The sequence below is a fragment of the Enterobacter sp. CPE_E890 genome, from assembly GCF_046521475.1.
Taxonomy (GTDB): Bacteria; Pseudomonadota; Gammaproteobacteria; order Enterobacterales; family Enterobacteriaceae; genus Enterobacter; species Enterobacter adelaidei.
The window spans coordinates 66,729-86,944 of the sequence record NZ_JBKFZW010000002.1 but is presented as its reverse complement, the minus strand read 5'-3'; the positions used below and the strand labels follow the sequence as shown (position 1 = coordinate 86,944).

Annotated in this window: 13 protein-coding genes and 10 pseudogenes; 11 read left to right on the top strand and 12 right to left on the bottom strand. The window is 49.7% G+C overall.

Going from position 1 to position 20,216, the window contains the following annotated elements; all coding sequences use genetic code 11:
• The first annotated feature begins 49 nt into the window (after positions 1-49).
• Both nhaA and ACLHV9_RS24980 read left to right on the top strand, forming a co-directional pair.
• Positions 50-1,201 carry a Na+/H+ antiporter NhaA gene (gene nhaA / locus ACLHV9_RS24985; protein WP_001000602.1) on the top strand — a complete coding sequence of 384 codons (1,152 nt, stop codon included), beginning with the start codon at positions 50-52 and terminating at the stop codon, positions 1,199-1,201.
• 192 nt (positions 1,202-1,393) lie between these two features.
• Positions 1,394-2,098, top strand: a pseudogene (locus ACLHV9_RS24980) (IS6-like element IS26 family transposase).
• A 58-nt stretch (positions 2,099-2,156) separates the two neighbouring features.
• Here ACLHV9_RS24980 and ACLHV9_RS24975 read toward each other — a convergent pair.
• Positions 2,157-2,273: pseudogene (locus ACLHV9_RS24975) on the bottom strand (DUF4158 domain-containing protein); the annotation flags it as partial.
• 94 nt (positions 2,274-2,367) lie between these two features.
• Here ACLHV9_RS24975 and ACLHV9_RS24970 point away from each other — a divergent pair.
• A complete protein-coding gene (locus ACLHV9_RS24970) occupies positions 2,368-2,553 on the top strand; it encodes a recombinase family protein (protein ID WP_259282347.1) in 186 nt (61 codons plus the stop codon).
• A 46-nt stretch (positions 2,554-2,599) separates the two neighbouring features.
• Positions 2,600-3,303, top strand: a pseudogene (locus ACLHV9_RS24965) (IS6-like element IS26 family transposase).
• Positions 3,304-3,356: 53 nt separating this feature from the next.
• On the opposite strand, the pseudogene ACLHV9_RS24960 reads toward ACLHV9_RS24965, so the two are convergent.
• From ACLHV9_RS24960 to ACLHV9_RS24940, 5 genes and pseudogenes are all read right to left on the bottom strand, one after another.
• Positions 3,357-3,761 (bottom strand): annotated as a pseudogene (locus ACLHV9_RS24960) (IS110-like element IS5075 family transposase); the annotation flags it as partial.
• 78 nt (positions 3,762-3,839) lie between these two features.
• Positions 3,840-4,397: a recombinase family protein gene (locus tag ACLHV9_RS24955; protein ID WP_003100847.1), complete on the bottom strand. Its 558-nt coding sequence runs from the start codon at positions 4,395-4,397 to the stop codon at positions 3,840-3,842.
• A complete protein-coding gene (locus ACLHV9_RS24950; RefSeq protein ID WP_003100853.1) occupies positions 4,391-4,762 on the bottom strand; it encodes a hypothetical protein in 372 nt (123 codons plus the stop codon). Before ACLHV9_RS24950 ends, ACLHV9_RS24955 begins: the two co-directional genes overlap by 7 nt.
• Positions 4,759-5,259: a hypothetical protein gene (locus ACLHV9_RS24945; RefSeq protein WP_003100856.1), complete on the bottom strand. Its 501-nt coding sequence runs from the start codon at positions 5,257-5,259 to the stop codon at positions 4,759-4,761. The genes ACLHV9_RS24950 and ACLHV9_RS24945 overlap by 4 nt, the downstream gene beginning before the upstream one ends.
• Positions 5,256-5,581, bottom strand: a pseudogene (locus ACLHV9_RS24940) (hypothetical protein). The gene ACLHV9_RS24945 and the pseudogene ACLHV9_RS24940 overlap by 4 nt, the downstream one beginning before the upstream one ends.
• 195 nt (positions 5,582-5,776) lie before the next feature.
• Between ACLHV9_RS24940 and ACLHV9_RS24935 the strand changes: the two are divergent.
• Positions 5,777-6,482 (top strand): annotated as a pseudogene (locus ACLHV9_RS24935) (IS6-like element IS26 family transposase).
• A gap of 5 nt (positions 6,483-6,487) precedes the next feature.
• Entirely contained in the window at positions 6,488-7,048 is a 561-nt protein-coding gene (locus ACLHV9_RS24930; protein WP_410397570.1) for a hypothetical protein, read from the top strand.
• Between the two features lie 68 nt (positions 7,049-7,116).
• On the opposite strand, the gene ACLHV9_RS24925 is transcribed toward ACLHV9_RS24930, so the two are convergent.
• A complete protein-coding gene (locus ACLHV9_RS24925; RefSeq protein ID WP_001159650.1) occupies positions 7,117-7,884 on the bottom strand; it encodes a DUF1883 domain-containing protein in 768 nt (255 codons plus the stop codon).
• A 168-nt stretch (positions 7,885-8,052) separates the two neighbouring features.
• Between ACLHV9_RS24925 and ACLHV9_RS24920 the strand changes: the two genes are divergently transcribed.
• Positions 8,053-8,667, top strand: coding sequence for a TIR domain-containing protein (locus ACLHV9_RS24920; RefSeq protein ID WP_000160641.1), 615 nt, complete (start codon positions 8,053-8,055; stop codon positions 8,665-8,667).
• Positions 8,668-8,707: 40 nt separating this feature from the next.
• Here the strand turns inward: ACLHV9_RS24920 and ACLHV9_RS24915 are convergent, their stop codons facing one another.
• Together ACLHV9_RS24915 and ACLHV9_RS24910 are read right to left on the bottom strand one after the other, a co-directional pair.
• Positions 8,708-9,415 (bottom strand): hypothetical protein, encoded by a 708-nt coding sequence (locus ACLHV9_RS24915; protein ID WP_001258875.1) that lies wholly within the window; start codon positions 9,413-9,415, stop codon positions 8,708-8,710.
• A gap of 27 nt (positions 9,416-9,442) precedes the next feature.
• Positions 9,443-10,009 carry a recombinase family protein gene (locus ACLHV9_RS24910; protein ID WP_004098835.1) on the bottom strand — a complete coding sequence of 189 codons (567 nt, stop codon included), beginning with the start codon at positions 10,007-10,009 and terminating at the stop codon, positions 9,443-9,445.
• Between the two features lie 163 nt (positions 10,010-10,172).
• Between ACLHV9_RS24910 and ACLHV9_RS24905 the strand changes: the two genes are divergently transcribed.
• Entirely contained in the window at positions 10,173-13,181 is a 3,009-nt protein-coding gene (locus tag ACLHV9_RS24905; RefSeq protein ID WP_410376000.1) for a Tn3 family transposase, read from the top strand.
• A gap of 33 nt (positions 13,182-13,214) precedes the next feature.
• Here the strand turns inward: ACLHV9_RS24905 and ACLHV9_RS24900 are convergent.
• From ACLHV9_RS24900 to glgB, 3 genes and pseudogenes are all read right to left on the bottom strand, one after another.
• Positions 13,215-13,625: pseudogene (locus ACLHV9_RS24900) on the bottom strand (glycogen/starch synthase); the annotation flags it as partial.
• A gap of 89 nt (positions 13,626-13,714) precedes the next feature.
• Positions 13,715-14,998: a glucose-1-phosphate adenylyltransferase gene (gene glgC, locus ACLHV9_RS24895; protein ID WP_088903427.1), complete on the bottom strand. Its 1,284-nt coding sequence runs from the start codon at positions 14,996-14,998 to the stop codon at positions 13,715-13,717.
• Positions 14,999-15,127: 129 nt separating this feature from the next.
• A pseudogene (gene glgB / locus ACLHV9_RS24890) lies at positions 15,128-17,292 on the bottom strand (1,4-alpha-glucan branching enzyme).
• A 398-nt stretch (positions 17,293-17,690) separates the two neighbouring features.
• On the opposite strand from glgB, the pseudogene ACLHV9_RS24885 reads away from it, so the two are divergent.
• From ACLHV9_RS24885 to ACLHV9_RS24875, 3 genes and pseudogenes are all read left to right on the top strand, one after another.
• Positions 17,691-18,657 (top strand): annotated as a pseudogene (locus ACLHV9_RS24885) (IS5-like element IS903B family transposase).
• Between the two features lie 298 nt (positions 18,658-18,955).
• The gene (locus ACLHV9_RS24880; protein WP_022631502.1) at positions 18,956-19,156 is read left to right on the top strand and encodes a hypothetical protein; all 201 of its coding nucleotides are present in this window, start codon (positions 18,956-18,958) and stop codon (positions 19,154-19,156) included.
• A 562-nt stretch (positions 19,157-19,718) separates the two neighbouring features.
• Positions 19,719-20,207 (top strand): annotated as a pseudogene (locus ACLHV9_RS24875) (substrate-binding domain-containing protein); the annotation flags it as partial.
• Between the last annotated feature and the right edge of the window lie 9 nt (positions 20,208-20,216).

Here is a 20,216-nt window from a genome sequence, read left to right as displayed (position 1 = left end):
TCATTCTTTGTTAATCGTTTATTAAGATAATAAATATAAGGACGAAACCATGAACGATGTCATTCGTGACTTTTTCAAAATGGAATCAGCTGGTGGTATTCTTCTCGTGATTGCCGCGGCAATTGCGATGACCATTGCTAACTCACCGCTGGGCGAAACTTATCAATCTGTACTGCATACTTATGTATTTGGTATGTCAGTTTCTCACTGGATTAATGACGGCCTAATGGCTGTTTTCTTCTTACTCATTGGCCTTGAAGTTAAGCGAGAGCTGCTTGAAGGTGCGTTAAAATCAAAAGAAACCGCAATTTTCCCTGCGATTGCAGCGGTTGGCGGTATATTAACTCCTGCTCTTATTTACGTAGCCTTTAATGCCAACGATCCTGAGGCGATTTCTGGTTGGGCAATTCCAGCGGCGACAGATATCGCTTTTGCTTTAGGTATCATGGCGTTATTAGGTAAGCGTGTACCAGTAAGCCTAAAAGTGTTCTTGCTGGCGGTTGCTATCATCGATGATTTAGGTGTAGTTGTTATTATCGCGCTATTTTACACCGGTGACCTGTCGACCATGGCGTTGCTTGTTGGCTTCATCATGACTGGTGTCCTATTCATGTTGAATGCGAAGGAAGTAACAAAACTTACGCCATACATGATCGTCGGTGCGATCTTATGGTTCGCGGTGCTTAAATCTGGTGTTCACGCAACATTGGCAGGTGTAGTGATTGGTTTTGCTATCCCACTAAAGGGAAAGCAGGGCGAACATTCTCCACTTAAACATATGGAGCACGCGCTTCACCCATACGTGGCATTTGGTATTCTGCCTCTATTCGCATTTGCCAATGCGGGGATTTCGTTAGAAGGCGTATCGATGTCAGGTCTAACTTCAATGCTGCCACTCGGTATTGCTTTGGGTCTACTGGTTGGTAAGCCTCTAGGTATCTTTACCTTTAGCTGGGCAGCGGTAAAAATGGGCGTTGCTAAGTTACCTGAAGGCGTTAACTTCAAGCATATCTTTGCGGTATCTGTGTTGTGTGGTATTGGCTTTACAATGTCTATCTTCATTTCCTCTTTAGCGTTCGGAAATGTAAGTCCTGAATTTGATACCTATGCTCGACTCGGTATCTTAATGGGTTCTACGACAGCAGCATTACTTGGCTATGCCTTACTGCACTTTTCTTTGCCTAAGAAAGCGCAAGCGTAAGATAAAAATGAGCTATTTTGTAAAGCCTCCCAATCGGGATAACACCGATCAGTTAAGGCATTGATCAGTTGAACGATCCTACGGATGGTTAACAATACCCTCAGTACACTAATTGCTGAGGGTATTTTTGGCACTGTTGCAAATAGTCGGTGGTGATAAACTTATCATCCCCTTTTGCTGATGGAGCTGCACATGAACCCATTCAAAGGCCGGCATTTTCAGCGTGACATCATTCTGTGGGCCGTACGCTGGTACTGCAAATACGGCATCAGTTACCGTGAGCTGCAGGAGATGCTGGCTGAACGCGGAGTGAATGTCGATCACTCCACGATTTACCGCTGGGTTCAGCGTTATGCGCCTGAAATGGAAAAACGGCTGCGCTGGTACTGGCGTAACCCTTCCGATCTTTGCCCGTGGCACATGGATGAAACCTACGTGAAGGTCAATGGCCGCTGGGCGTATCTGTACCGGGCCGTCGACAGCCGGGGCCGCACTGTCGATTTTTATCTCTCCTCCCGTCGTAACAGCAAAGCTGCATACCGGTTTCTGGGTAAAATCCTCAACAACGTGAAGAAGTGGTAGATCCCGCGATTCATCAACACGGATAAAGCGCCCGCCTATGGTCGCGCGCTTGCTCTGCTCAAACGCGAAGGCCGGTGCCCGTCTGACGTTGAACACCGACAGATTAAGTACCGGAACAACGTGATTGAATGCGATCATGGCAAACTGAAACGGATAATCGGCGCCACGCTGGGATTTAAATCCATGAAGACGGCTTACGCCACCATCAAAGGTATTGAGGTGATGCGTGCACTACGCAAAGGCCAGGCCTCAGCATTTTATTATGGTGATCCCCTGGGCGAAAAGCGCCTGGTAAGCAGAGTTTTTGAAATGTAAGGCCTTTGAATAAGACAAAAGGCTGCCTCATCGCTAACTTTGCAACAGTGCCCTGCCTAATGTTTTCCAGGTCATCATCGCCCAGCGTGTAGAACTTCAGTAGCGACAGTTCGTCCGTGGGCAGATCGAACAGCGCTGCTCGCTGCCGTTCGGTGAAAATATGGCGTCGTGACATACAAATTCGTCCCTTTTGAAGTATAGTCTGTTTTGGACAACAGCCAGCCCATATAAATCAGGGCGTTCCGATACAAAAATCCAGGAGGGTTCAATTGGGACATCGTGCCGCCATTTACTGCCGGGTTTCAACAGCGGATCAGTCTTGTGAACGCCAGGAATTTGATCTGCGAGCCTTCGCCGGCCGTGCCGGCTACGACGTGGTGGGAATATTTAAGGAAACAGGTTCAGGAACTAAACTCGACCGGGCCGAGCGAAAGAAAGGGCACTGTTGCAAATAGTCGGTGGTGATAAACTTATCATCCCCTTTTGCTGATGGAGCTGCACATGAACCCATTCAAAGGCCGGCATTTTCAGCGTGACATCATTCTGTGGCCGTACGCTGGTACTGCAAATACGGCATCAGTTACCGTGAGCTGCAGGAGATGCTGGCTGAACGCGGAGTGAATGTCGATCACTCCACGATTTACCGCTGGGTTCAGCGTTATGCGCCTGAAATGGAAAAACGGCTGCGCTGGTACTGGCGTAACCCTTCCGATCTTTGCCCGTGGCACATGGATGAAACCTACGTGAAGGTCAATGGCCGCTGGGCGTATCTGTACCGGGCCGTCGACAGCCGGGGCCGCACTGTCGATTTTTATCTCTCCTCCCGTCGTAACAGCAAAGCTGCATACCGGTTTCTGGGTAAAATCCTCAACAACGTGAAGAAGTGGCAGATCCCGCGATTCATCAACACGGATAAAGCGCCCGCCTATGGTCGCGCGCTTGCTCTGCTCAAACGCGAAGGCCGGTGCCCGTCTGACGTTGAACACCGACAGATTAAGTACCGGAACAACGTGATTGAATGCGATCATGGCAAACTGAAACGGATAATCGGCGCCACGCTGGGATTTAAATCCATGAAGACGGCTTACGCCACCATCAAAGGTATTGAGGTGATGCGTGCACTACGCAAAGGCCAGGCCTCAGCATTTTATTATGGTGATCCCCTGGGCGAAATGCGCCTGGTAAGCAGAGTTTTTGAAATGTAAGGCCTTTGAATAAGACAAAAGGCTGCCTCATCGCTAACTTTGCAACAGTGCCTTTTCACCTTATCCTGAACCAGGGATTCACGGACACGATGCAGAGCTCGCATTGCCTGCTGAGATTCGGTTCTGGGCTGCACGAAACGCATAGATGGACGTGATGCTGCTTCACAGATAGCTTCAGCATCAACGAAGTCATTTTTGTTGCTTTTAACGAATGGGCGGACAAATTGCGGTGATATCAGCTTTGGAAAATGCCCTAACTCTGCCAGCTTGCGTGCCATAAAGTGAGAACCGCCACAGGCTTCCATCGCGATGGTTGTTGCCGGGCATGTCGCCAGAAATTCGATTAGCTTTGGTCGGGTGAATTTTTTACGGTAAACGGCCTTCCCACGATGATCCTGACAATGAATATGGAAAGAGTTCTTACCCAGATCGATACCAATAAGCGCAATGTTTTCCATGATGGTTCTCCGAATGAAAGCCTGTCCTCAGCATAGTACTGGGAAGGAGGGAGTGACCATCTCATTAAATAAAGCACGCTAAGCGTGCGTGGAGGCTGGCACCCAGCGGTACAGCGTCGGAATGGACACGCCGAGGTTCTTGGCCACGTCCTTGGGCGGCACCCCGCTGGCCAGCAGCTTCTTGGCCGACTCGATCTTGCTGTCGGTCATCTTCGGCTTGCGGCCGCCTTTGCGGCCGAGCTGCTTGGCGACTTCCAGCCCGGCGCGGGTGCGCTCGACGGTCAGCTCGCGCTCCATTTCGGCAAGGCTCGCCATGACGTGGAAGAAGAACCGCCCGGATGGTGTGCCGGTGTCGATGGAGTCGGTGAGGCTCCTGAACTGGACACCGTGCTTGTGCAGATCGCCGACCAGATCGACCAGTTGCTTGACCGACCGGCCCAGCCGGTCGAGCTTCCAGACGACCAAAGTATCGCCTTCGCGCAGCATTTCGAGCGTCTTGGCCAAGCCAGGCCGGTCTGCCCGCGTGCCACTCACCTTGTCCTCGAAGACCTTTTTACATCCGGCCTTGCTCAAGGCTTCGCGTTGCAGCTCCAGGTTCTGATCCTGCGTCGAGACGCGCGCATAGCCAATCAACATGGCTTGTCTCGCGCCCGGTCGATGCGTTCCTGCATCGCCTGCATCACTTCTTCGTGGGTGTACGATCTGGCGTTGGCGTCGGTGGCTTGCCGCAGGGCTTCCTCAACCTCGCGCGTCATCCGCTCGTAATCCTCCGGCCACAGCGCTTGCTCCATGCGCAGCGACGCCTGACCCAGCAGGTGCAGCAGGCTGAACAGCCGCATGTCGTTGGTGGCGACGATGCGCTCCCGAATCTGCTCCTGAATAGCTTCGCTAGCCCGATGCGCTTGTGGTGTGGCAGTCCCCTCGTAGTCAGCGGGGAATTCCGCTTCCTCGGCAATCCTTGCCCAGGCGCTGGCCAGCGCCTCGATGGTTGACGTGCTCATTTCCGCCGCTCCTGTGCTCTTTGGCGAATCAACCGGCCAAGGGGCCTCGACGCGAAAACCAGCAGCATCACGCCTATCGGATACCAGGTCGAGAAGACCACCAAGGCATCGAAGGCTGGCCGTCCGGTGTTGGTAGGCAGTACGGCGGTCACAGCCATCAACCCGCCGACCGTCCAGATGATGCGCCACACGTAGGGCATCACGCGGGGCACGTAGCCGTCATCGAAAGCGGTCTGGTAGTAGCGGCGCAGGCCGCGCTCGGCAAGCGCCTGGCGCTGCCGCTCCGACAGCGCATCCGTCCGGCCATACCAGCGCCGGAATGGTGGACAGCGCAGCAGCAAAGGGGTGAAGAGGATCATCACCGCCACGATCGCGACACCCCACGCCATGACGGCGCCGGCATCGGGCCGCTTGGCGTTCTCGATCACGGGCGCGAAGACGCCCGGAGCACCGATCATCCAGAACAGCGCAATGTGCTGATGGAAGGAGAGCTTCATTTGCTCATCCACTTGCGCAGCAGGCGCTTTTTCAGGGAGGCGCGTTCTTGCGGGTTGCGTCCCTTGTGATTGGCGATGCGATCCGCCGTGGCGGCCTGGCGCTTGACGGGCCAGTAGAGCGGCCATCCTTGCCCATCGACCAGACGCTGCTGGCCTGGTTTTCCAGCAGGGGCAGATGGGCGCTCAGGGCTTCGGGCGACGCGCTGGTCAGCGCCGTGCGCTCACGGGTGCGCCAGCGCTGATGCCAGAGCTTCTTGTCCTCGCGCTCGCTGCCGCAGGTCGTGTGCCCGACGATGGGTGTTTTGCGGCGGCTGCGGCTCATAACGTAGTGGTCTCCAAGAACATTCAGGACTGATCCCAGGCGTCGATGGTCAAGACCTGATCGGCAGGACAGGCGGCTACGCGGTCGGGAACTGGATGGTGTTCAGTCTCATGCCGACCCCATTCGATTGATGGCACTGTTGCAAATAGTCGGTGGTGATAAACTTATCATCCCCTTTTGCTGATGGAGCTGCACATGAACCCATTCAAAGGCCGGCATTTTCAGCGTGACATCATTCTGTGGGCCGTACGCTGGTACTGCAAATACGGCATCAGTTACCGTGAGCTGCAGGAGATGCTGGCTGAACGCGGAGTGAATGTCGATCACTCCACGATTTACCGCTGGGTTCAGCGTTATGCGCCTGAAATGGAAAAACGGCTGCGCTGGTACTGGCGTAACCCTTCCGATCTTTGCCCGTGGCACATGGATGAAACCTACGTGAAGGTCAATGGCCGCTGGGCGTATCTGTACCGGGCCGTCGACAGCCGGGGGCCGCACTGTCGATTTTTATCTCTCCTCCCGTCGTAACAGCAAAGCTGCATACCGGTTTCTGGGTAAAATCCTCAACAACGTGAAGAAGTGGCAGATCCCGCGATTCATCAACACGGATAAAGCGCCCGCCTATGGTCGCGCGCTTGCTCTGCTCAAACGCGAAGGCCGGTGCCCGTCTGACGTTGAACACCGACAGATTAAGTACCGGAACAACGTGATTGAATGCGATCATGGCAAACTGAAACGGATAATCGGCGCCACGCTGGGATTTAAATCCATGAAGACGGCTTACGCCACCATCAAAGGTATTGAGGTGATGCGTGCATTACGCAAAGGCCAGGCCTCAGCATTTTATTATGGTGATCCCCTGGGCGAAATGCGCCTGGTAAGCAGAGTTTTTGAAATGTAAGGCCTTTGAATAAGACAAAAGGCTGCCTCATCGCTAACTTTGCAACAGTGCCAAATCAGCGTGCAGATAATTACGACACCTGTCGGCAAATCAGGAGCGAGATAGTCCAAATCGAACTGAAGCTTGTGACGTCAGATTTCTGGACAACGGTCGACGATTTTCCCGGTGATGCGGTAATTGGTGATTTCACCGAATCCGTTAGAAAATTTAATGCGCAATCTGTATTGGTTTCTGTACAATCATCATCTCCGGTAGTGCATGTTGTTTATGAAGAATTAAGTAATTCTTGCTTTATTGAAGACAGTTTTGATGAAGCAATAAATCAAATGAAATTTTTAACCAAAGTCCATGAGTCATCAGGTCATAATTATGAAGTCTCAGTTTATGAGGTTCCTGATAATGATACAATCCGTAGTATAGATTCTCGTAAACTAAAAGAATACTTGGATCATTCTGGAAACGCTAAATTATTATTTACAAATAATGATAAGCTTTTGAGTGACGTTAAAGATCGGGGTTTGAAGGCCAATGGAACGAAAACGTACGTTAAGAATGTAATTTATTGATATTCATAAAAATAAAAAAAGGATCGCTGATTGATCCTTTTGTTTTGCTATTTGAATTTCGATAAACATTAACCACGAGAATGCAGTAGCTCGGCTATCTCATGAGCAATTTCATCGATTGTATGAGTTGCAGTACTACGAGCAACTTTGTCTGCTAATGATGGACTAAAATCGACAACTTCTTGTTTTGTAATATTATGCCATATGGGAAGCAATATTTGCTCACCAGAAATAGCACGAGTGACGATTCCATCAAGTTCATAATTTGTCCAACCTTTGCTTATAAACGCCGGAGACAAAACTACTAACCCAACACGACTGTTTGCTAAACCTTTGTCTATTTTTTGTCTCAGGCTGTCACCAATTCTTAACGTCATTTCGTCATACCATACATTAAGGCCGTGACTGATTAATGAGTTTGCCAGAGAGCGAACAAAATCATCTTTATCCTCTGAGGCATGCGAAATAAATACGTCATGTATCTCGTTGCTCTGTGCTGTTGACGGTGGTCTGTTATCTCTTACCAGACTAGGAACTTCGCTTAACGGCCTATCCTGAATTTCAGGAAGAACCCCTGGAAGAACGCGAACAGAAGCCCTGGTACTCCCCCTTAATCCCTGCATATCTACAGCAATATGCCAATGGCCTGATGAAGGGATCTGTAACCTTATGGGGGAGCGCTTTGCTAACCCACCAATGTAGGAATGTCGTCGGCCATTCTTATAACTACTGAAGTTAGAACTATCCATTAGTCTAACATTTGCACCACTGGTAAGGGTGATTTCAACAATCTCCCCTCTTTTTCTTTGACCAAGATCATTATGGATGAATTGCATGTAAGTCTGCTCTCTTCATTTGAATTGGAAGAATGTAGCCACTTCCTGATTATACTGTATCCAGTGGTTGAGAGTATCTCTTAGTGTGAAAAAATAAATTATAAGACTTTTACTCGGTATGGATGAAGATGTAAAATCCGTAAACCAGAGAATAAATGAGGAAAAAGCGTGACCAAGCACAAAGTTTTCATCAGTTACCACCATGCTAATGACCAATGGTACAAAAACGAACTTGAAAAAATGAATGATGTTTTTGATATTTTTGTGAATCGCTCGGTATCACTTGGTGACATTGATGAAGAAGAAGAACCTCAAAAGATCAGAGAAATAATAAGGGATGAATATTTACGTGATACATCCGCTCTTATTTTACTCGTTGGGACTGAGACTAAAAATAGAAAGCATGTTGATTGGGAATTATATTCATCCATGAGGGATAGTCCCAGAAACGGCAAATCAGGTATTTTTATTATAAATCTTCCTTCAACAGGGACAAACAACATTAGAGCCAGTCATGGTGAAAATGAAAAAAATGAATTTCATCCTAATATAACCGAGTGGATAACAATCAACGACAGAACAACATATAAAGAAATATATCCATATATGCCTGAAAGAGTTATCGATAACTTGATGAGTGAAAAGTCATATATATCAATAGTCAACTGGGATCAGATACACAATAACCCAGAAAACCTTAGAAAAATGATTGAGTTAACATATCAAGATAAAGATAAGTGCGAATACGTTTTTTCTACCCCAATGAGAATGCGTAATGGCTAGCAGAAACAGTAAAGGGGAGTATGATACTCCCCTTTACTTGTTACCAATCCCATTTGGTGGTGTTCACGTTAAATGTTTGTTGAACCCGTGATGTGAAAAAATCATTTACTACTTTAAAATCGTTACATATTTTACTGTAGTTATAGTATTGCTTTTGTATTTTATTTATAGGCGTCAGGTGAACTTTTAATGGTGTATTAGTTATAACATCAATAACTTCATCCTTATCTGATATATATTTATACCATCTTTTATAATTATTTTGATTTTTAGTTAAAAATTTATTTAACACCATTAACATATCATTGCTAATATTATATAACTCATTGTCTTTTTTTGGATTCAATAGTTTCATTTCATCTCTAATAAATTGATATGTCTGATAATATGATGAGATAACTTCATCGAATGCGTCCACATTTTTCTTCAACTTAAAGATAGCTCTTTTTGAATCCAGATGATTTTTTATACTTTTGCGATATAACGTACCACTTTCATTGAACAGAACATTAACGCCGCCTAAACTTAATTTCTCTACTTTAAATGAGTATTTTTTTAAAAGATATAACGCTACAATTAGCCATATAAAAATAGATATTAGTAGTATATATATAATACCAGTTACTAAAGGTTTGTTTTTATTAAATACGGTGTAAATTGAAGGTACATATAATGAAAGATCCACTGTACACATTACAGCAATTACCGCAATGAAAGCTATCGTCCAAATTATAACAAATGTTCTCACAATTCCACCTTGTCAGTTGTAAGATAATCAATCATTGATTGGTGAACGTTCTGAATTGATAATTTTATATACGGTTGAACGCGCAATACCCATATGCTTAGCTATTTCAGTTGCTCCAGTTCCTTTATCATGCATAAATTTTATTTTATTCCTGTCTATTTTCCGTTTTCTGCCAAATTTAATTCCTTTAGACTTGGCCTCAATTCTTCCTTCATTTGTTCGTTCAAAGATGCGAGTACGTTCTGCTTGTGCCACTGCTGATAGAATTGTGACGATCATCTTCCCCATTTCTCCATCGGTACTGATCCCATCATCAATGAATCGGACTGCCACACCCAAGGCATCGAATTCTTTTATTAGTTGAATCATATCGGCAGTGTCACGACCAAGACGGTCTAGCTTCTTCACCAGAATGACATCTCCATCTTCCACCTTCATGCGCAACAGCTCAAGTCCTTCCCTGGCAGCTGAACTTCCCGATGCCTTGTCCGTAAAAATACGGTTGGCTTTTACCCCCGCGTTCTTAAGTGCTCTAATTTGAATATCTAGGGACTGCTGACTGGTTGAGACCCGTGCGTAACCAAAAAGTCGCATAAAAATGTACCTTAAATCGAATATCAGACACCTTGTGTCTATTATGGCAAAAATACGATTTAATAGACAGTCCATGCCTGCCGTTTTATGCTGTCTTATAAATTATAACATTTCGGACGGTTGCGAAATTGTTAATATATAACCGTCAGGCAGGAAGGCCTATATGCCCGTCGATTTTCTGACCACTGAGCAGGAACTGAATTATGGTCGCTATGTTGCAGAACCCAATGACGTGCAGCTGGCGCGCTATTTTCATCTTGATGAGCGAGATCTTGCCTTCATTAACCAGCGACGGGGAAGGCATAACCGGCTGGGAATTGCGCTTCAGCTCACCACCGCCCGTTTTCTGGGCACCTTTCTGACAGATTTAACCCGGGTTCTGCCGGGTGTTCAGCAATTTGTCGCGGTGCAGCTTAATATCCGCCGTCCGGAAGTCCTTTCCCGCTACGCAGAACGGGATACCACCCTCAGAGAGCATACTGCGCTGATTAAGGAATATTACGGTTACCATGAATTTGGCGATTTCCCCTGGTCTTTCCGCCTGAAGCGCCTGCTATACACCCGTGCATGGCTCAGTAATGAGCGACCCGGCCTGATGTTTGATTTTGCCACCGCCTGGTTGCTTCAGAATAAGGTCCTGCTGCCCGGAGCAACCACACTTGTACGTCTCGTCAGTGAAATACGTGAACGGGCAAATCAGCAACTTTGGAAGAAACTGGCCGCGTTGCCGGACAGCTGGCAGACCGCCCGCGTGACTGAGCTGCTGGACATTCCTGAGGGGCAGCGAATTTCACCGCTGGAGCAACTGAAAAAGGGACCTGTCACCGTCAGCGGTCCGGCATTTACCGAAGCGCTGGAGCGGTATATCCGGCTGCGAAACCTGGAGTTTTCCCGACTGAGTTTTACCGGTCTGCCCGCTATACAACTACGTAATCTGGCCCGTTACGCAGGCATGGCGTCGGTAAAATATATCGTGCGAATGCCACAGCAGAGAAAGCTGGCCGTACTCACCGCATTCGTTAAAGCACAGGAGACTGCGGCGCTGGATGAAGCCGTTGATGTGCTCGATATGCTTATACTGGATATCACTCGTGCGGCGAAGAAAACGGGGCAGAAAAAACGGCTCAGGACGCTGAAAGATCTTGACCGTGCTGCGCTACTGCTGGCGCAGGCATGTTCATTGTTGCTAGCTGAGCAGGCTGACGATGCTGAACTGAGGGAGACCATATTCAGCAGCATACCGAAAAGTAGGCTGGCAGAATCCGTCAGCAAGGTAAATGAGCTGGCCCGGCCTCAGAACAACAATTTCCATGACGAAATGGTGGAACAGTACGGGCGGGTAAAGCGTTTTCTTCCGGCGGTATTGCGCGACCTGCATTTCCAGGCAGCGCCAGCCGGAGAACATACGCTGTCCGCCATTCATTATCTGACCGAACTGAACGGCTCGAAAAAGCGCATCCTGGACGATGCGCCTGAACATATTATTACCGGCCCCTGGAAACGCCTGGTATACGATGCGGAGGGCCGGATACAGCGTGCCGGTTACTCGCTTTGTCTGCTGGAGCGCCTTCAGGATGCACTACGCCGACGGGACATCTGGCTCGAAAACAGCGATCGCTGGGGAAATCCCCGCGAGAAGCTGTTGCAGGGGGAAGAATGGCAGGTTCAGCGGGTCCCCATCTGTCGGGCGCTGGGACATCCCACTGATGGACATAAAGGCGTGCAACAGCTGGCGGTCCAACTGGATAAAACCTGGAAAGCCGTCGCATCTCGCTTTGAAGGAAATGCGGAGGTTAATATCTGCCATGACGGTAAATATCCTTCCCTGACTATCAGCAGCCTGGAGAAACTGGAGGAGCCACCATCGTTGCATCGTCTCAACAGTCGGGTAAGGCAGCTACTCCCGCCGGTAGATTTGACGGAACTGTTGCTTGAGATAGATGCCAGAACGGGCTTTACACGTGAGTTTACGCATGTCAGTGAATCCGGGGCCCGGGCGCAGGATCTGCACATCAGCCTGTGCGCGGTCCTGATGGCTGAGGCTTGCAATATCGGGCTGGAACCGCTGATAAAGCACAATATACCGGCGCTGACGCGCCACCGGCTCAGTTGGGTGAAACAGAATTACCTCCGGGCAGAAACGCTGGTCAGCGCCAATGTCCGCCTGGTTGATTTTCAGTCCACACTGGAGCTTGCTGGCCGCTGGGGTGGCGGCGAAGTGGCTTCAGCTGACGGCATGCGCTTTGTCACGCCGGTGAAAACCGTCAATTCAGGACCTAACAGAAAATATTTTGGTTCCGGACGTGGCATCACCTGGTACAACTTCGTCTCTGATCAGTATTCTGGATTCCACGGCATCGTTGTTCCCGGCACATTACGTGATTCCATTTTTGTGCTGGAAGGCCTTCTGGAGCAGCAGACAGGGCTGAATCCGGTTGAGATCATGACAGACACAGCCGGTACCAGCGACATTATTTTTGGCCTCTTCTGGCTGCTGGGATACCAGTTTTCTCCTCGGCTTGCCGATGCCGGTGAAGCAGTATTCTGGCGGGTGGATAAATCGGCAAATTACGGTGCACTAGACGAACTGGCTCGTGGTTGTGCCGATCTGTCGAAAGCCGAGTATCAGTGGGATGAGATGATGCGAGCCGCCGGTTCGCTGAAACTGGGTACCATTCATGCTTCAGAACTCATTCGCTCTTTGCTGAAAAGCTCGCGCCCATCAGGGTTGGCACAGGCGATCATGGAAGTGGGGCGCGTCAACAAGACGCTGTACCTTCTAAATTATATTGATGATGAAGATTATCGTCGGCGGATCCTGACGCAGCTAAACCGGGGAGAAGGCCGCCATGCTGTGGCGAGGGCGATCTGCTACGGGCAGCGCGGTGAGATCAGAAAGCGCTATCGTGAAGGTCAGGAAGATCAACTGGGTGCACTGGGCCTCGTCACTAACGCAGTGGTACTGTGGAACACACTTTATATGCAGGAAGCCCTGAGCTGGATGCGCAGGAATGGAGAAGAAACCGGGGGTGAAGATATCGTCCGGTTATCCCCACTGATGCACGGGCATATCAATATGCTGGGGCATTATACGTTCACGCTACCGGAGGATATTTTGAAGGGGGAACTGAGAGAATTAAATTTTAATTTAAACAATGAATTACCTTCTTAGCGTACGTTTTCGTTCCATTGGCCCTCAAACCCCGTCATGGGCGTGGACGATTTCAGGCCGCCAGAACGGATCCAGACCGCCAGCAAGCTCAGCCGCGACCCAACTCAACAGCGCGAAACGCAGGACGTTATCGGGATAATCCTGCATCTGCGGGTCATGATAAGGATTACCCGGTCGGTCATAGAGATGCGGGGCATCAATCAGATAGATGCCCACGCCGTTAAAGTCGCCAAACAACAGCGTCATCGGCCCGGCGAAGGTCTCCCTGCTGGCCACCACCTGCGGTTCCCCTACTCCGTCGCGGATCGCGGGAAACCCCGGCAGCAGCACGCGGGTATCCACGCCCTCGGCTATTTGCGCCGCCGGGAGAGCACCGGTCACATCAGCCAGCCCCCCCGTTTTCAACAGAGGGAACATCTCCGCTCCTACATGTAAAACTCGCATGGATGCTCCTTAATTATTCAGGCATGAAGGCGACGCGATGCCAATGACGGCAATCACAGCTGCGGCAGCTTTTATTTCCGCCAACGGCTTCATAGTTCAAGTCGGTTCAGCATTTCCTGGGTAACGAGGATGATCCCCTCTTCCGAACGATAAAAACGCTGCGCATCCTCAACGGCATTTTCGCCAATCACCATTCCCTCCGGAATAACACATCCCCTGTCGATCACGCAGCGTCTTATCCGGCAGGAGCGACCGACCCAGACGCCCGGTAATAAAACCGACGAATCAATATTACAAAACGAGTTAATGCGAACTTTGGAGAATAAAACCGACTGCACCACCACCGAGCCGGAAATAATACAGCCGCCGGATACCAGAGAATTCATGGTCATGCCATGACTGCCGGAACGGTCCTGAACAAATTTAGCGCTGGGTAGCGACTCGACATAAGTCCGGATAGGCCAGTTACGATCATAAACATCCAGTTCAGGTACCACAGAGGCTAAATCCAGATTCGCTTTCCAGTACGCCTCCAGTGTCCCGACATCGCGCCAGTATGGCTCGGCATTATTATCGGACTGTACGCAGGAGCGCGGGAACGGATGCGCATACGCTTCACCTGCCGCCGTTATTTTGGGAATAATATCTTTGCCAAAATCATGGCTGGAGCCTTCATCCCGATCGTCTTCTGCCAGCAGCTGGTAGAGATATTCCGCATCAAACACATAAATGCCCATACTGGCAAGCGAGCGGGTTTCATCGCCAGGAATGGTGGGCGGATTAGCCGGTTTTTCAACAAATTCAATGATTTTGTCATTCTCATCCACGGCCATGACGCCAAAAGCGCTTGCCTCTTCAACCGGGACCGGCAGGCAGGCCACGGTACAGCGCGCCCCTTTTTCAACGTGATCGAGCAGCATCCGCGAATAATCTTGTTTATAGATATGGTCCCCGGCCAGAATAACGACATATTCCGCATCATAGCGGCGGATAATATCCAGATTCTGGGTCACGGCATCCGCCGTCCCCCGATACCAGTTCTCACCATGCACCCGCTGCTGCGCCGGTAATAAATCCACGAACTCATTCATTTCTTCGTTAAAGAATGCCCAGCCGCGTTGAATATGCTGCACCAGTGAATGGGACTGATATTGTGTAATGACCCCGATACGTCTTATTCCGGAGTTAATACAATTCGATAAAGCAAAATCAATAATTCTGAATTTACCGCCGAAATGCACCGCAGGTTTTGCGCGAATAGTGGTCAGGTCTTTTAATCGTGTGCCACGTCCGCCGGCGAGGATCAGGGCCACGGATTTAAGCGGTAACTGGCGCGACAGCATTAAGTTGTCAGTATATTCAAGTTTACTCATAATAATGTCCTGCTATTAAATAAAAGCCATAAAAGAAAATAATGAAGAAAAAGCCTCACTCTTCTGCAAAATAATTCAGAAGTGATCACCTCCGGTAATAAGTCAGCTGCAATAAATCAGCTGCGCGTTTTATTGCCCTGCAGATTCCCGTACCAGCCAGATTGTCGCCAGCGGCGGCAGAGTCACCGACAGCGAATGCTCCCGACCGTGGCTGGCGATCGCCTCGCTTGCCACGCAGCCGCCGTTGCCGGTGTTGCTCCCGTGGTAGTGCATCGAGTCGGTGTTCAGCTCTTCACGCCAGCGCCCCGGCTGGTTAATCCCGAAGCGATAGCCGTGACGCGGTACTGGCGTGAAGTTGCTCGCCACGATTATCTCGTTCCCGGCTTTATCGCGACGGACAAAGATAAACACCGACCGTTCATGGTCATCCACAACAAGCCATTCAAAGCCGTAGGGGTCAAAATCCAGTTCGTGCAGTGCCTTATGGTGGCGATAGGTATGGTTCAGATCGCGCACCAGACGCTGCACCCCGTGATGCCAGTTGTCGCCCCCTTCCAGCAGATGCCAGTCGAGGCTGGCGTCGTGGTTCCACTCCCGCCCCTGGGCAAACTCGTTGCCCATAAACAGCAGCTTTTTACCGGGGAAGGCAAACAGCCAGCCGTAGTAGGCGCGCAGGTTGGCGAACTTCTGCCAGGCATCGCCAGGCATCCGGTCAAGAATCGATTTTTTGCCGTGAACCACTTCATCGTGTGACAGCGGCAACACGAAGTTTTCGGTGTAGTTGTAGAGCATCCCGAAGGTCATCTTGTCGTGATGATAACGACGATAGATGGGATCGAGCTGCATATAGTCGAGGGTGTCATGCATCCAGCCGAGGTTCCATTTGAACCAGAAGCCAAGACCGCCCGTCGAAGACGGTCGTGTAACCCCGGCGAAGTCGGTGGACTCCTCCGCCATCGTGACCGCTCCCGGCGTCTGCTCACCGAGCACACGGTTGGTATTGCGCAGAAATTCAATCGCTTCGAGGTTTTCCCGGCCGCCGTACTCATTGGGCACCCACTCCCCCTCTTTGCGGCTGTAGTCGCGGTAGATCATTGACGCAACCGCATCCACGCGCAGGGCGTCGATCCCGAAGCGTTCAATCCAGTACAGCGCGTTCCCGACCAGAAAGTTGCTGACTTCACGGCGACCGTAGTTGTAGATCAGCGTATTCCAGTCCTGGTGATAACCTTCTCGCGGGTCGCTGTGTTCATACAACGCGGTGCCGTCGAACGATGCCAGCGCAAAGTCATCCGACGGGAAGTGGCCCGGCACCCAGTCGAGGATCACGTTCAGACCCGCGGCATGGGCAGCATTCAGGAAGTAGCGGAAGTCTTCACGGGTACCAAAACGGCGGGTCGGCGCGTACAGCCCGGTGGGCTGATAGCCCCAGCTGCCGTCGAACGGATGTTCGTTTACCGGCAGCAGCTCCAGATGGGTGAAGCCCATCCACTTCGCGTAAGGCACCAGCTGGTCCGCCAGCTCGCGGTAGCTGAGCCAGAAATGGTTATCGGCGTGGCGGCGCCACGAGCCAAGGTGCACTTCATAAATCGAAATCGGTGCATCAAACTGGTTGGCCTGCTGACGGGACTGTGGCTGTTCGACCTTTTCCGGCATGCCGCAGATAAGCGACGCGCTTTCCGGGCGCATCTGTGCCTCAAAGGCATACGGGTCGGATTTCACCCGCAGGTGGCCGTGGGCGTCAATCAGCTCGAACTTATACAGCTGGCCGTTATGCGCGCCGGGGACAAACAGCTCCCAGATGCCGGACTCTTTGCGCAGACGCATCGGGTGGCGGCGGCCGTCCCAGTAGTTGAACTGTCCGACCACCGACACACGACGGGCGTTCGGCGCCCAGACGGAAAAACGCGTCCGGTGACGCCGTCCATGGTGTCGGCATGGGCTCCCAGCGTCTCGTAGGGCCGCAGATGAGTCCCTTCAGCGAGCAGCCAGGCATCAAGCTCCTGCAGCAGCGGGCCAAAGCGATAGGGGTCGTCAATCAGGTTTTGCTGACCGTGCCAGGTGACGGCCAGCTGGTAACGAAAAGGATTTTTCCGGCGCGGCAGAACGCCGCTAAAGAACCCGCGTGTGTCGAGGCATTCGAGTTTACCGACTTTGCGCCCGGTTTTCGGTTCAATCACCCATACATCGGTGGCATCGGGTATTAATGCGCGCACTTCCAGACCCGCATCGGTTGAGTGCATGCCAAGCACGGAAAATGGATCGGAACAATGACCTGCGAGAAGTGCGGAGATCGCACTTTTTCATTATAATCAGACATGGCAGTCACCCTACTATCATCCTGCGGAAAGAATTAAAACGCCTCTTCCTGCTTTATTGATCCGGTAATATTCCGCTGCATGCTACGCATCGAAATATCAACACGTTATTCCAGAGCCTTAAGACATGTCGGTTGTCCACAAATAGAGAGTGATTAACCTCCTGAGAAGTGAGTTAAATGCGCTGTACGACTTCTGTATTATCTGTCTTCAGAATAATTACTCCTGATTTTCTTTCTGTGAGTAAACACTCATTTCTATATTAATGGGGAAACTAATTTTTATTTCGTCACGAATGATGAGTTTCCTTCTGCTGAATTCGTCAGATCGTATATAAAAAAAGGCTTTGTTGAATAAATCGAACTTTTGCTGAGTTGAAGGATCAGATCACGTATCTTCCCGACAACGCAGACCGTTCCGTGGCAAAGCAAAAGTTCAAAATCACCAACTGGCCCACCTACAATAAAGCCCTCATCAACCGTGGCTCCATAACTTTCTGGCTGGATGATGAAGCTATTCAGGCCTGGTATGAGTCAGCAACACCTTCTTCACGAGGCAGACCTCAGCGCTATTCTGACCTTGCCATCACGACTGTGCTGGTCATTAAACGCGTATTCAGGCTGACCCTGCGCGCTGCGCAGGGCTTTATTGATTCCATTTTTCTCTGATGAACGTTCCGCTACGCTGCCCGGATTACAGGTGTGTCAGCAGGCGGGCAAAGTCGGTTAATGTCAGTTTCAAAACGCCCACCCGGGGTGAAATCGCACACCTGGTAATTGATTCCACCGGGCTGAAGGTCTTCGGTGAAGGCGAGTGGAAAGTCAAAAAGCATGGCCAGGAACGCCGCCGTATCTGGCGTAAGCTGCATCTCGCCGTTGACAGTAAAACACATGAAATCATCTGCGCTGACCTGTCGCTGAACAATGTGACGGACTCAGAAGCCTTCCCGGGTCTTATCCGGCAGACTCACAGAAAATCAGGGCAGCATCGGCAGACGGCGCTTACGACACCCGGCTCTGTCACGATGAACTGCGGCGTAAGAAAATCAGCGCGCTTATCCCACCCCGAAAAGGTGCGGGTTACTGGCCCGGTGAATATGCAGACCGTAACCGTGCAGTGGCTAATCAGCGAATGACCGGGAGTAATGCGCGGTGGAAATGGACAACAGATTACAACCGTCGCTCGATAGCGGAAACGGCGATGTACCGGGTAAAACAGCTGTTCGGGGGTTCACTGACGCTGCGTGACTACGATGGTCAGGTTGCGGAGGCTATGGCCCTGGTACGAGCGCTGAACAAAATGACGAAAGCAGGTATGCCTGAAAGCGTGCGTATTGCCTGAAAACACAACCCGCTACGGGGAGACTTACCCGAAATCTGATTTATTCAACAAAGCCATAAAAAATAAAACATACGCCTGATGACAGCTCAATCATTCTGGGTTGCAACTTCATGGCAGCATTTACCTCCACCAGACGGCCTGACAGGCGGATTGCGGCGGCAGGAAACGCCCTAAAGTACAAAATCTGCGGCTGGCCTCACAGTTTTCGCGACTCTGCAGGAGAATATCGAGAGGCTGGGCCATACTGAAAATAGCAGAGCATAAACCTTACTCTTCATGGCGATTAAAAGGGAGGAATATGCAGGCAATACACCACGTAGAAAAGTTTCATCCAAAAGATTTTGATTTTATTGCATTAAGTCTGGCCCAGATGAACTCACAAGGGCGGAAAGTGGACGTTGAACAGGTCACCGGCAGTATGAATGATGCATGTAAATCCCGGTTCCTCGACAGCTACCGCTACCATCTCAATCTATTTGTCGAAAAATCACCAAGTTGACACAACAGGCCGGATAGCATAATCCGGCCTGTTCATTATTGTGTTCCGGCAACATCTCTGTGAAGGCAGATAACACCCCCAGATGGGGTTCACGACTTTGCAGAAAAAGTATTTTTCCACCCTGCTCCTCATTACCAGTAAGAGACGTTGTCAGTCGCTGATGCACGTATCGGTGTATACCCCTGCAAATCACATATCTTTTTTCCGCATGCTGGTTCCCCGGTCAGCAGACTTATCTATGGTGATAAAAATTACTAATGAGACATGCGAAATAAAAAATTAATTTTATGACTTAAATTCGCTGTATTCGGGCATCACCTAAAACCCCTGAAATGTTATCAAATGGTTAAATAATATGATTTAAAACCACCATTAATTAACATTTTATTTTGTCTTCCCCCATCAATCCCTCATGATTTAACACAAAATCAACATAAAAAATCATGAATTTTAACATTAATGTGCATAACTCACAATTACGTAATCCTGACTTCCTGAGCTATTCCCTTTACCGGTAATCTTTCCATGACATCCACCCCCTACAGTTCAGAAAGGCAAAAATATGAAACTTAAAATTGCATTGCTTAGCGTAGCTATGTCTTCAGCATATATTTTTTCCGGTTCAGTATTCGCAGCAGAGAAATATGAAATTGCCTTGGTTGCAAAAGTCAATGGTATCCCATGGTTTAACCGGATGGGGGTTGGCGTAAAGGAAGCTGCCGATAAACTCAATGTTAATGCCTATCAGACAGGGCCAGCAACCCCGGATCCGGCTCAACAAGTTAAAGTCATTGAGGACCTTATTGCTAAAAATGTTAATGCAATTATCGTTGTACCAAATGATGCAACGGTTCTGGAGCCTGTATTAAAAAAAGCCCGGGATAAAGGTATTGTTGTGTTGTCTCATGAGTCCCCTGATAAGCAGATAGCTCAATGGGATGTGGAAACTATTGATAGCGAAAAATATGCTCAGGCCAATATAGATGAACTTGCAAAAGATATGGGTGGAAAAGGTGGATATGTGATTTACGTTGGTTCACTGACTGTACCAGGGGTTTGA

Coding starts and splice junctions, on each gene's coding strand:
- glgC (WP_088903427.1), bottom strand. CDS start 14,998: ATGAGTAAACTTGAATATACTGACAACTTAATGCTGTCGCGCCAGTTA.
- ACLHV9_RS24945 (WP_003100856.1), bottom strand. CDS start 5,259: ATGAAGCTCTCCTTCCATCAGCACATTGCGCTGTTCTGGATGATCGGT.
- ACLHV9_RS24950 (WP_003100853.1), bottom strand. CDS start 4,762: ATGAGCACGTCAACCATCGAGGCGCTGGCCAGCGCCTGGGCAAGGATT.
- ACLHV9_RS24955 (WP_003100847.1), bottom strand. CDS start 4,397: ATGTTGATTGGCTATGCGCGCGTCTCGACGCAGGATCAGAACCTGGAG.
- ACLHV9_RS24880 (WP_022631502.1), top strand. CDS start 18,956: ATGCAGGCAATACACCACGTAGAAAAGTTTCATCCAAAAGATTTTGAT.
- ACLHV9_RS24925 (WP_001159650.1), bottom strand. CDS start 7,884: ATGCAATTCATCCATAATGATCTTGGTCAAAGAAAAAGAGGGGAGATT.
- ACLHV9_RS24910 (WP_004098835.1), bottom strand. CDS start 10,009: ATGCGACTTTTTGGTTACGCACGGGTCTCAACCAGTCAGCAGTCCCTA.
- ACLHV9_RS24905 (WP_410376000.1), top strand. CDS start 10,173: ATGCCCGTCGATTTTCTGACCACTGAGCAGGAACTGAATTATGGTCGC.
- nhaA (WP_001000602.1), top strand. CDS start 50: ATGAACGATGTCATTCGTGACTTTTTCAAAATGGAATCAGCTGGTGGT.